At 33.3% G+C, this 11,737-nt stretch carries 9 protein-coding genes; 8 read left to right on the top strand and 1 reads right to left on the bottom strand.

Annotated elements, in window-relative coordinates; genetic code table 11:
- Positions 1 to 95: 95 nt before the first annotated feature.
- The 4 genes from MOJ78_RS20660 to MOJ78_RS20645 all read left to right on the top strand — a co-directional run bounded on the left by MOJ78_RS20660 (position 96) and on the right by MOJ78_RS20645 (position 3,233).
- Positions 96 to 254, top strand: coding sequence for a CxxH/CxxC protein (locus MOJ78_RS20660; protein WP_304979203.1), 159 nt, complete (start codon positions 96 to 98; stop codon positions 252 to 254).
- A gap of 82 nt (positions 255 to 336) precedes the next feature.
- On the top strand, positions 337 to 816 hold the full coding sequence (gene rlmH, locus MOJ78_RS20655; protein ID WP_304979202.1) for a 23S rRNA (pseudouridine(1915)-N(3))-methyltransferase RlmH: 480 nt from the start codon (positions 337 to 339) through the stop codon (positions 814 to 816).
- A gap of 435 nt (positions 817 to 1,251) precedes the next feature.
- Positions 1,252 to 2,121, top strand: coding sequence for a DNA-processing protein DprA (locus tag MOJ78_RS20650; RefSeq protein ID WP_304979201.1), 870 nt, complete (start codon positions 1,252 to 1,254; stop codon positions 2,119 to 2,121).
- A 2-nt stretch (positions 2,122 to 2,123) separates the two neighbouring features.
- The gene (locus MOJ78_RS20645; RefSeq protein ID WP_304979200.1) at positions 2,124 to 3,233 is read left to right on the top strand and encodes a hypothetical protein; all 1,110 of its coding nucleotides are present in this window, start codon (positions 2,124 to 2,126) and stop codon (positions 3,231 to 3,233) included.
- 86 nt (positions 3,234 to 3,319) lie between these two features.
- On the opposite strand, the gene MOJ78_RS21005 is transcribed toward MOJ78_RS20645, so the two are convergent.
- On the bottom strand, positions 3,320 to 3,595 hold the full coding sequence (locus MOJ78_RS21005; RefSeq protein WP_370529834.1) for a DUF1413 domain-containing protein: 276 nt from the start codon (positions 3,593 to 3,595) through the stop codon (positions 3,320 to 3,322).
- 74 nt (positions 3,596 to 3,669) lie between these two features.
- Between MOJ78_RS21005 and MOJ78_RS20640 the strand changes: the two genes are divergently transcribed.
- The 4 genes from MOJ78_RS20640 to MOJ78_RS20625 all read left to right on the top strand — a co-directional run bounded on the left by MOJ78_RS20640 (position 3,670) and on the right by MOJ78_RS20625 (position 10,905).
- Entirely contained in the window at positions 3,670 to 5,130 is a 1,461-nt protein-coding gene (locus MOJ78_RS20640; RefSeq protein WP_370529750.1) for a class I SAM-dependent DNA methyltransferase, read from the top strand.
- Positions 5,127 to 6,338 (top strand): restriction endonuclease subunit S, encoded by a 1,212-nt coding sequence (locus tag MOJ78_RS20635; protein ID WP_304979198.1) that lies wholly within the window; start codon positions 5,127 to 5,129, stop codon positions 6,336 to 6,338. The genes MOJ78_RS20640 and MOJ78_RS20635 overlap by 4 nt, the downstream gene beginning before the upstream one ends.
- A gap of 12 nt (positions 6,339 to 6,350) precedes the next feature.
- On the top strand, positions 6,351 to 8,672 hold the full coding sequence (gene hsdR / locus MOJ78_RS20630; protein ID WP_304979197.1) for an EcoAI/FtnUII family type I restriction enzme subunit R: 2,322 nt from the start codon (positions 6,351 to 6,353) through the stop codon (positions 8,670 to 8,672).
- Between the two features lie 589 nt (positions 8,673 to 9,261).
- Positions 9,262 to 10,905, top strand: a complete 1,644-nt coding sequence (locus MOJ78_RS20625) for a DUF6119 family protein (protein WP_304979196.1) — start codon at positions 9,262 to 9,264, stop codon at positions 10,903 to 10,905.
- Positions 10,906 to 11,737 lie beyond the last annotated feature (832 nt).

Genomic DNA, 11,737 nt, shown 5'->3' with positions numbered 1-11,737 from the left:
GAAAATTATCCACTGGTTATCAACAACAACGGGTAGAATAGGTGAAATATGCTAAACTAAGGCATGTGAATACTAATCAAGAGGAAGTGAAAAGAATGATTCCATGCTGTAAAGAACATATTGATTTAGCGCTTGATGTAATCGTTGATGAACATGAAACCGCACCTGTCATGAAGAAACTCACAGAAAACGAACAGATATCCACAACCTGTGAATATTGCAACAAACCTGCCATATATATGGTGTCAAACTAATGTTCCTATACAGAATGTGGATAGAAATTGTGCATATGTGGATAACTTTTGTGGATAACGTGTTTATAGAGGTGGACAACCTGTGAATATACAAATCATTACCGTCGGAAAACTGAAAGAGAAATACTTAAAACAAGGAATCGCCGAATATCAAAAACGACTTGGAGCCTATGCGAAGGTCGAAATTATCGAAGTGGCAGACGAAAAAGCACCTGAACAATTGAGTGAAACGGAAATGGAACAAGTGAAGGATGCGGAAGGGGAACGGATTCTCGCAAAAATCGGACAAGACGTTCATGTCATTGCACTCGCAATCGAAGGAAAGCAGCAAACCTCAGAACAGCTGGCACAAAACCTCGACCAGCTTGGTACATACGGAAAATCGAAACTCGCCTTCATCATCGGCGGATCCCTAGGACTAAGCAAAGCCGTCCTCAACCGATCCCACGCCCAACTCTCCTTCTCCAAACTAACCTTCCCCCATCAACTGATGCGACTGATCTTAATGGAACAGATTTATCGAGCATTTCGGATTAATAGAGGTGCACCTTACCACAAATAGGTAGCGGTTTTCTTTAAAATATAATCCCCTAAGTATGATTGGGGAATTGTTAGTAACGATATGGCTAAACATGTTAATGGGGTATATGTTGGACCCGAAGTTGGAATGAAAAGGAGGTTAATTGAAGAGGTAGCCAATGCTTATTTGGACTATCTAGAAACAGACAGGTTAGCTGATGTAAAGAAACATTTTTAATAAAAGCTGGTCATCCAATTTCTTTAGATTAACCAGGAACAGAGATAAAAAAAAGAGGTGCAAGCATAATAGCTCACACCCAAAATTAAACACTACTAAAATTATAGAGAAAAATGAGAACTCAGTCAAAAGAGTGATCGATAAAAACTTAACATGAATCTAGGAACAAATTGGTTATTTATGCTAAAATTAAACAGAAGCTTAAATTATCCTAAAGCGGTTGGCTAAGGGGGGACAGCGTTGAATATAAAAAATACTCTGTTGCTTTTAAAGCAGTTTGGTTTTTCTGATAAGACATTAGAAACTTTTTATAAATATGAAGACGAAAAAAGTATAATGAAATCCATATTTGATAAAAACTATGCTTTCTATAACAAGTACTTTGATAGCTACACTAAAAAAGAGATAGAATTATCAGAAGATGTTCGTGTACTCATAAAATTTTCTGAGGAATTCAAAGAAAAGATGCGCGAATACAAGAGAAAAGGTATCAAGGTATTTTTTAAATTTGATCAAGATTACCCTGAACATATTTTTCCGCCTGATAAAAAGCCTTTATTTTTATACTGTTATGGAAATGTAGACCTTCTAAATAGTTCATTAAAAAAAGCTGCAATTATTGGAACTAGAGATTCAACAGAAAAAGGAGAAAACCAGACTAGAAAATACGTAAGACAATATATAAATGAAGGTTGGGCTACTGTTAGTGGATTAGCAAAGGGAATAGATACTATAGTACATAGAGAAACAATAGATAGTAAGGGATATACAATCGCCGTCTTACCAACTTCCTTTGAGAAAATATATCCGGCTGAAAATAAAAGCTTAGCAGACGAAATTGTTGAAAATAAAGGGTTATTAATCACACGCTTGGGACCATTTGAAAACACCTTTAAATCGCATTTTTTAGAGAGAAATTCATTTGTTGCCAAGATTAGTGATGATATTTTGATTATAGAAGCATCTATAAAAAGTGGAACTTTAAACACAGTACGTCAAGGCTATGAACAAAATAAAGCAATTTATTATGATCCGTCTTTACTAAATGATGACGTAATAAATTACATAAAAAAGTTTGATGCTAAAGAATTTTTCAAAAGGGAGGGATAAAGGTGTTTAACTTACTTATATCAAGGAGTGTTTTCTTTGATGTTGATTACAGTATTCGACCAGAGATGTTTGACTTAGTCAACTTAATAAAAGGTAAAGAAATTCAAATCTATATTGTTAGTCGAACCAAAGAAAAGTATAAGGAAATTCTAGTCGAAAACAACTTAGAAAACATTAAGTTTGGTAACAGAGGTAAGTTATCAAGGAAAATAATTGAAGATAACAAAAATTTTATGTTTCTGGGTTCAGTAGATCAAGACATATATATTGCAGCAAACAACAAGTTATTGTTAATTAACCCCACTTGGATTGACGTTGAAGAGAATATTGATAAGTATGGGTTTAAGCTAAACAGCGTTGGCCAAGTTGTCAAATGTATAGATATCTTAAGGCTAGAAACAGAATTATTTTATGATTTTAGTGTTAATGAAAAAACTAGATTGATAGCTGTTTCCAATGCAAATAAATTTTTTGCAGTGAAAAATGAAAATGAAATGATACAAAGATATATGAAAACTTTGAAATTTGGTTCCAATACATATCAATATGCAGTTTATTTCCATTACTTAACAATTATAACAGGTATGGATGAATTTAAAGATGTTGATTATTGGATGAGTGTTCCATCATCTTCTGGAAAAAATGATAATTTTGTTTACGATTTAGTGAAACAGACTAGGTATTTATTAAATAATAGAAGAAGTCAGGAACTTTTTATACGCCATACTCCTGCAAAAAAGTCAACGTCCATTGATAAATTAGAAAGGATAAGACAAGGTTGTACAAGACACCTTGACACTATTCAATTAAATCCAAAATACAAAGGTAAATTAAAAAATAGTAAGATATGTGTTCTTGATGACTATGTTACCAATGGTGCTTCATTTGAATGTGTTAGAAATTTACTTATTAACGAGGGAGTAAGTGAAATTATATTGATAGCAATTGGAAGTTTCAGAAGTCTGTACCAAAAAGAAGATGTAACGATAAATGGTAACGTATATAAACCTGGCTTCCAATATTCTATTAACAGTAGAGAACTTATCAGAGGGAAAGCAAATGAAAAATCCTCAGAGGTAGTAAATGAAATCTATGAGATTATTAAAGGGTAACTTTTTAACTTAATAATAAGTCCTGGAAAGGGGCACTATAAATACTTGGTTAACGGGTATATTATAGTGCCTCTTTTATTACATAACTACTTTTTTCTATACCATTGTACTCCTTGTGAGTCTTTTCCATCAGGTATAACACTCGTAAAGTCCGTCTCATTAAGCACAGATTGCATCACCATTCTGCCTAAATTTTTTCTAACAGTAAGCTGTATTTCGTTCCAATCTAATTCTGTAATTAGGTCACGAATTAGAAAGGTCTTTTTTAATTGGGCTACTTGTTTTAATAGGGATGTTGAAGAGCTTAAGTACTTAAATAAAGACTTTTTGGTAAGCTTCTTACAATTGTTGTATAATAAAATAGTATAAATGGACGAGCTATAAAGGATTATAAGTAAATTCTAATAGACACGGAACCAAAAGACTTGGAGGATGAATGATAGTGTTTGAACAGACTTTTAAAAATATAGATGATGTACTTTGGAAAGACGCAGGATGTGGTAGCGAATTAGATTACATAGAGCAAACTTCTTGGATTCTTTTTCTTAAATATTTAGACGATCTTGAAAGGGATAAAAAAACAATGGCTGAATTATCTGCTCACTCATATAAAGAAATTATTAAACCTGAATTTAAGTGGGAAGTATGGGCAGCGCCAAAAGACGAAAGTGGTAAATTAGATCACCATAAAGCTCTTACTGGAGACGATTTGAAAGACTTCGTGAATAATAAACTATTCCCGTACCTAAAAAAGTTTAAACTAGATGCTACAAATGCTGACACGATTGAATATAAAATAGGTGAGATCTTTTCTGAACTTAACAATAAGATCCAAAGTGGTTACAACCTAAGGGAGGTAATCAATTTAGTAGATGAATTAAGGTTTCGATCACACGTCGAAAAGCATGAAATGTCACATTTATATGAAGATAAAATAAAAAACATGGGAAATGCAGGTAGAAACGGAGGCGAATATTACACGCCACGTCCACTTATTAGAACAATAGTAAAGGTAGTAGATCCCAAAATAGGAGATAAGATTTACGACGGAGCTTCAGGATCTGCAGGCTTCTTGGTTGAAGCTTTTGATTACTTAAAGAATAGTAAAAATTTAAGTACAAAAGAGATGGGAATTTTACAGAAGAAGAGTTTTTATGGTAAAGAGAAAAAGTCTCTAGCATATGTTATTGGTATTATGAACATGATTCTGCATGGCATTGAAGCACCTAATATTATTCATACAAACACTTTAAGTGAAAATATAGCTGATATTCAAGAAAATGAAAGATATGATATTATTCTGGCGAATCCTCCATTTGGAGGTAAAGAACGAGCAGAAGTTCAACAGAATTTTCCAATAAAAACCGGTGAAACAGCTTCTTTATTTTTACAGCATTTTATTAAGAACCTAAAAGCAGGTGGGCGTGCAGGCATAGTTATTAAAAATACCTTCCTTTCAAACGCTGACAATGCTTCAATAAATTTGCGCAAACAGTTATTAGAGACCTGTGATTTACATACTATATTGGATTTGCCTAAAAATACTTTTGTAGGAGCTGGGGTACAGACTGTTGTATTATTTTTTGAAAAAGGCAAACCAACACAAAATATTTGGTATTATCAATTAAACTTGGAGAGAAATTTAGGGAAAACTAATCCTTTAAATGAAAATGATCTAAAGGAATTTATTGAGTTGCAAAAATCTAAAGGTGAGTCAATTAACTCTTGGATGATGAATATTGATGACTTAGATACGACTACTTATGATTTATCAGTTAGGAATCCAAACAGAAATGATGGAATAGTACTTCGTGATCCAGAAGCAATATTAGAAGATATTGAGACCCATGATGAAGAAAGTGCAGAAATTTTAAATGCTATCAGGGGGTTACTATGAAGAAAGAATGGCAAGAAAAAAAGTTAGGTGATGTTTGTGATATTCAACTAGGAAAGACACCTTTAAGAGGTAATAAAAAGTTTTGGGACCAGAATAAAACAACCAAAAATGTTTGGCTTTCTATTGCTGATTTATCAAATGCTCATGGAAAGATTGTATCAGAGAGTAAAGAATACCTTTCAGAAGAAGGGGCGAAAGTATCAAAGATTGTAAAAGAGGAAACTCTGCTTGTTAGCTTTAAGCTAACACTAGGAAGGCTTGCTTTTGCAGGGAGGGATTTATATACAAATGAGGCTATAGCTGCTTTAACTATTAAAAGTGAAAATGAATTATCAAAAGACTATCTTTATTATTTTTTAACTTATTTTGATTGGGGTGCTGCAGCCGAAGGTGATGTGAAAGTAAAAGGAAAAACATTAAATAAGGAGAAACTTAAAAAGATAAAAGTAAGATTTCCCGACCTTAAGGAGCAACAAAGAATAGTTAGTCTTTTATCAAAAACTTTTGAAGCTTTAGATAAAGCGAAAAATAGAACTGAAAAAAGTTATGAGAATGCTAGTAGTCTTTTTGATTCATATTTGCAGGGAGTGTTTGCTAAAAAAGAAAACGGATGGAGGAGAGTTTCCATTGAGGAAGTATGTGAATCTATTATAGATTGCATTAATAAAACGGCTCCAACAGTCCAAGAACCAACACCATACAAAATGATCAGGACTTCTAACGTGAAAAATGGTAAAATAAACCTGAATTCCGTGAAATTTGTAACTCAAGATACATTTAATCTTTGGACCCGACGTCAGGTCCCAAGACAGGGTGATGTTTTATTGACCCGAGAGGCCCCTCTAGGTGAAGTGGGTATAATTCAAACTGATGACCATGTGTTTTTAGGCCAGCGTATAGTTTCCTATAGAGTTGATACTTCTATTTTAGATAATAATTACTTATTGTATGCATTTCAATCCAAAGATGTGCAACAACAAATACAATCACTTGCTTCAGGATCTACTGTTCTGCATATGAGAGTTCCTGATTCAAAGAAGTTACAGTTGAATCTACCTTCTCTAACTGAGCAACGAAGTATCGTAAAAAAACTAAATTCTTTTTTGGCAGAGACCCAAAGGCTCGAAGCTATATATCAACAAAAACTAACTAACTTAGACGATCTAAAAAAATCAATTTTGAATAAAGCGTTTAATGGGGAACTCTAAGGAGGTTTATAAATGAATGAAGCGGAAACAAGAGCGGAACTTATTGACCCAAAGCTAAATGAAAGTGGATGGGGAGCAGTCGAAGGCTCCAAGGTATTACGGGAATTTCATATTACTGCTGGTAAAATTCAAGCAGGTGGCCGCGCAAAGCCAGTAATAGCTGACTATATCCTTGTTTATAAAGGCATTAAATTAGCAGTTATTGAGGCGAAAAGTGATGAATTAGAAGTAGGAGAAGGGGTGGCCCAAGCCAAAGATTATGCCCTAAAGCTAAAGTTAGATTATACATATTCAAGTAATGGTAAACAAATTTATGAAATGTGTATAAAAAACGGAAATGAAGGGTTAGTGGCTTCCTTTCCTACTCCTGATGAGCTATGGAATAGAATCTTTTCAGATCAAAATGAATGGAGAGATAAGTTCAATACCGTTCCATTTGAAGATGTAGGTGGAACAAAAAGTCCTCGATATTATCAAGAAATCGCTATTAATAAAACAGTCACAGCCATCGCTGAAGAGAAACAACGTATATTACTTACTTTGGCTACTGGTACAGGAAAAACTTTTATAGCCTTTCAAATTGCATGGAAGCTTTTTCACACACGTTGGAATATTAAACGTGATGGGTCACGTAGGCCACGCATCTTGTTTTTAGCTGATAGAAATATTTTAGCCGACCAAGCGTTTAATGCTTTTTCTGCTTTTTCGGAGGATACTTTGGTTCGTATTAATCCTAAAGAAATAGGAAAAAAAGGAAGAGTGCCAACAAACGGTAACATTTTCTTTACGATCTTTCAGACTTTTATGAGTGGGAAGGATAACAAGCCATATTTTGGTGAATATCCTCCAGATTACTTTGATTTAATTATTATCGATGAGTGTCATCGTGGTGGAGCGAATGATGAGAGTAGTTGGAGAGAAATATTAGATTATTTTCATCCCGCGGTTCAGCTAGGGTTAACTGCAACACCTAAGAGAAAACATAATGCTGATACTTATGAATACTTTGGCAAGCCAATTTATGAATATTCATTAAAAGAAGGTATTAATGATGGTTTCTTAACCCCTTTTAAAGTGAAACGTATCAAAACTACAATCGATGATTATATGTATGTTTCGGATGACGATGTAATAGAAGGGCAAGTTGAAGAGGGTAAATTATATACCGAAGAAGACTTTAATAGAGTAATCGAAATCAAAGAGCGTGAATCATATAGAGTCAAAACCTTTCTTTCAGAAATTAACCAAAACGAAAAGACGATTGTTTTTTGTGCTTCACAGCCTCATGCAGCACTTGTTCGGGATCTAATTAATCAATATAGCGACAGTAAAGATCCAATGTACTGTGTTCGTGTAACCGCAGAAGACTCAGCTTTAGGGGAACTTTATCTAAGAGACTTTCAGGATAATGAGAAAACCATACCCACTATTTTAACTACTTCTAAGAAACTTTCTACAGGAGTAGACGCTAGAAATGTTCGTAATATTGTCTTAATGCGACCAGTGAAACGAATGATTGAATTTAAACAAATTATTGGTCGGGGAACAAGATTATATGATGGGAAAGAATTTTTCACTATCTATGACTTCGTTGATGCCTATCAAAACTTTAGTGATCCAGAATGGGATGGTCCACCACTAGATCCAGAACCAGTAGACCCAAAAGGCCCGAGAAATCCTGGGAATCCGGGCGGAGATGGGGGCAATGAAGATCCAGAAGATCCTGATGAGCCCAAAAAGCCAAAGGAAAAAATAAAAGTTAGATTGCGAGATGGTAAAGAGCGAGAGTTTCAGCATATGATTTCTACTTCTTTTTGGAGTGCGGATGGTAAACCTATTTCTGTTGAAGAATTTTTACACAACTTATACGGAACACTACCAGAATTTTTCAAAAGTGAAGATGAATTGAGAAAGATTTGGTCAAATCCTTCAACTAGAAAAGCATTTCTTGAAAAACTAGACGAAGCTGGTTATGGAATGGATCAGCTTACTGAATTGCAAAGATTAGTTAAGGCTGAAAATAGTGATCTTATAGATGTCCTTCAATATGTATCTTATGCAATCGAACCTATTTCAAGAGAAGAACGAGCAGCTAAGGCAAAGTCTAGTATTTTTAAGAATATTAATGATAAAGAAAAGGATTTTCTAGAATATGTTCTTTCAAAATATGTTGAAACAGGTTTTGAAGAGCTTGACCAGGAAAAGTTACCACGTTTACTAGAATTAAGATACCATTCAATCTCTGATGCTATACAAGAGCTTGGTGGAGTCAGTGAGATACAGCATACATTTATTGCCTTTCAAGAAAACCTATACACCCAAGAGGCGTCTTAATGGATAAAAAGTAGGTGCTGGTAACACCTGCGTTTGATATTTACTGATGAAGAGTGGCCAGCAAATCGAATAGGTATGAAAAGTAATCACCCAATCAGCCAGTCATAGCTCGGGGTGATTATTTTTTGATAACAAAGCCTTGTTTGCTTTAATGTAGAAAATATATCCAAAGTTAATCTTTTTTGCTGTCTTTAAAGCGTTACGGTGAACCGTACCATAAATAGAGGCAAACAAAGTTGAAGATTTATCTTTACAGGTGGACAGCATCCTCCCATATTCCCAAAGGAACCAACTAAAACAAAGATATAAATGGAATGACGAATAAACACCCCCATTCAAACAGAGGGTGTTTATACTTTTTTAGGGAAATAAAATGAATAACTACTTGAAAGAGAAATTAATATTTATTCATACAATTAAACAGTATTACTAAGTAGCATTTTACATTTTAATACACAAAAGATTTTTATAGTATTTTTAGGGAGAATATAAAATCAACTATTTTTAAAAGGACTTTCCAACCTCTTTGTAGAACTTTGTAAAATAATGACAGTAATAGTGAAATAAAAAATTATAAAGGGTGATAAGTATGGCTTCTATTAATATCTATAGGATTTCAGAAAATAATAAAGAGAATCTGTTGGATCATTTAGGTGGTCAATATAACGAGTGTGGAGAAAGAGTAATTGTAAAATCAGACTTAGATGCTGAAACAGGTGAGGTAGTAGAAATAAATTATAGTATGACCCTTTATTATAGCACTAATCCTGAGGACAAGGAGATTTCGTGGAACTGGGTGTTAACAGAATTTGAATTAGATACCGTAACTAGAAATGTAAGCCCAAAGTCAATAATATTAGTTAAATTGAATGAAGAATACTACACAGTCACTTTTGGACACTCTTATTTTAAAGTCGACCAGTATTCTGATAAAGAATGGGCATTTGACTTTGCTAGGAGACTTAATTTTTCGAACATAAGAACTACGGCAATTACTAATCCAAACTCTCAAAGAAATAAAACAGTTAATACATATTTAGATTATGAAAATCTAGACTTTAATAGTGGTGAGGCACTTACAAAGCTTAAGGCAAAAATCGATCTAGAGGAAGGTTTTGAATTATTTCAGGATACCATCGAAATAGGGAATTCGGTAAGATTTCACTCTAAAGAACCATCCCTTAATACAATTGTAGATATGATTCGGCACATTGAGGATGTAAGAATTAATAGTCATATTGAAGTTAAAATACCATATTTTAAACTTGTTAAAGATGAGGAACAGATTGAAGAATTGTATGAATTAATGAAAAACGATATTGAAGAAGATGTGATGTTTTTAGATTTTTCAGAGTATCAAATTTATGCCACGGAGATAGTATTTCAAGAAAATCAAGAGTTTGAATATAAATACACTTATAATAGAAAAAATAAAGAGTGTAGTAGTATATCCATTGAAACCCTTCAGGACTTTTTAGATGAAAATGGATTTTCACAGAGAGACGATCTATTAAATATTAAAGTTAGAGTTTATCGTAATGGAAATAGAATATTTCATAAGGAGATAAGAAATTTAATATTCTACACTAATGAAGCCGCAAAAGCATTACTTAGCAATGGAGATTGGTATATATATAATGAAGATTACCTACAGTACCTGAAGGATTCAATAGCTGAAATCCCTGTAGAGTTCGATGATGAATACAACTATAATAATTTAAATCATCAACAGTTTCTAGAGGAAGCATTCCAGAATGAGAAGGAAAATGAGGAATTTGAAGGATTGTCGGAGGCGGAAATTCATAAAAAGATTAAAAACAAATACTATAAAGAGCGATATTTTAATGAATCTCTAATAGAAAAAGATTTTTCAAATTTTGATAGGGATTTAGTAGCACTAAATAAGCATAAGCTTGAAGTAGCTGATTTGTATAAAGACACATCAATATATAGTGTTAAGTTTGGGAATAGTTCAGGGAAATTATGCTATGCAATTGACCAGTCAATAGAAGCTATTAAAGCTTACCATCGAAGGGATATAGAATTTGAAAATAAAATAGAAAACGTATACATTTGGTTTGTCTTAGAAAGAAACCCTTTACCTTTAAACAATGGGGTTCCAGATATTAATGAGTTAGAGATGCTTATATTAAAAAATAAATTGGACCAGTGGAAAAAAGAAGTTAGACTTTTAGGTTACCAACCTAAAATTAGGGTTAATTATAAAGATTAAGGTAGGAAGAGAAACTAATGTGAAAATAAACCTAATGAATATATTTAATGGCTGCGTCAGAAACTACCATACTTTCAACCCAACAATTCACCAAGGGAAACACTCACTCACAATGACAGAAATTGAGTATTTTTCAAGATTCGACTCTATGTTGGGATATCATCCTTTCAGGGAGGACACTTGTGACGGAACCTGTAGACCAATGGATTTATCATGGTGGGGAAGTTATAGAGCATTATCATCTTGTGGTTTCTGATGATGTATTAAGTCAAGAGTAGTAAAGCTACTAAATTATCTTATACCATTTATAAAGTCAGATATGGTTGATGAGGGGATGATAAACCCTGGGGAATAAAAGATACACAGAACTTATCTAAATGAATTTGATGAGTATATAATGGGACGTCTTCTACTGCTTAAAGACAAAACTAATAGAATTGATATTGTTTTACAGTGTCCAGTTTGTTTCCATGAAACTGTTGAATTTAATGACGAAACAGACGTGTTTTGCCATATTTGCGTTGAGTACATTTATAAAATTCACAGTGATAATTTGTTGATACATACAGTGCTGTAAAAGATGGTGGAGAAGACCCTTTGATTGAGTGTCCTGATTGTGAAATGGACACATTTATATGTTTAGATGATCATCAGTACATTTACTTAACTTGTGGAAAAAACCAACTCAAGATGATTTAACAACCTGTGACGGACCAAGGTGTAATGGGATGATTGTAAATAAGAAATATGATAATGAAGCATACTGTTGTGATTATTGCATGGATTACTTAAAAATGCTTAGCAACAGGTCAAAAGATACTAAAAATTTATC

The organism is Alkalihalobacillus sp. AL-G (genome assembly GCF_030643805.1).
Lineage (GTDB): Bacteria > Bacillota > Bacilli > Bacillales > Fictibacillaceae > Pseudalkalibacillus.
Note: the sequence above shows the minus strand (reverse complement) of the source record. Positions and strands in the feature narration are given on the sequence as shown.

What these genes read in the sequence shown, in the direction of transcription:
- MOJ78_RS20640 (WP_370529750.1), top strand. Translation starts at nt 3,670, where the DNA reads ATGATAGTGTTTGAACAGACTTTTAAAAATATAGATGATGTACTTTGG.
- MOJ78_RS20635 (WP_304979198.1), top strand. Translation starts at nt 5,127, where the DNA reads ATGAAGAAAGAATGGCAAGAAAAAAAGTTAGGTGATGTTTGTGATATT.
- MOJ78_RS20625 (WP_304979196.1), top strand. Translation starts at nt 9,262, where the DNA reads ATGGCTTCTATTAATATCTATAGGATTTCAGAAAATAATAAAGAGAAT.
- hsdR (WP_304979197.1), top strand. Translation starts at nt 6,351, where the DNA reads ATGAATGAAGCGGAAACAAGAGCGGAACTTATTGACCCAAAGCTAAAT.
- MOJ78_RS20660 (WP_304979203.1), top strand. Translation starts at nt 96, where the DNA reads ATGATTCCATGCTGTAAAGAACATATTGATTTAGCGCTTGATGTAATC.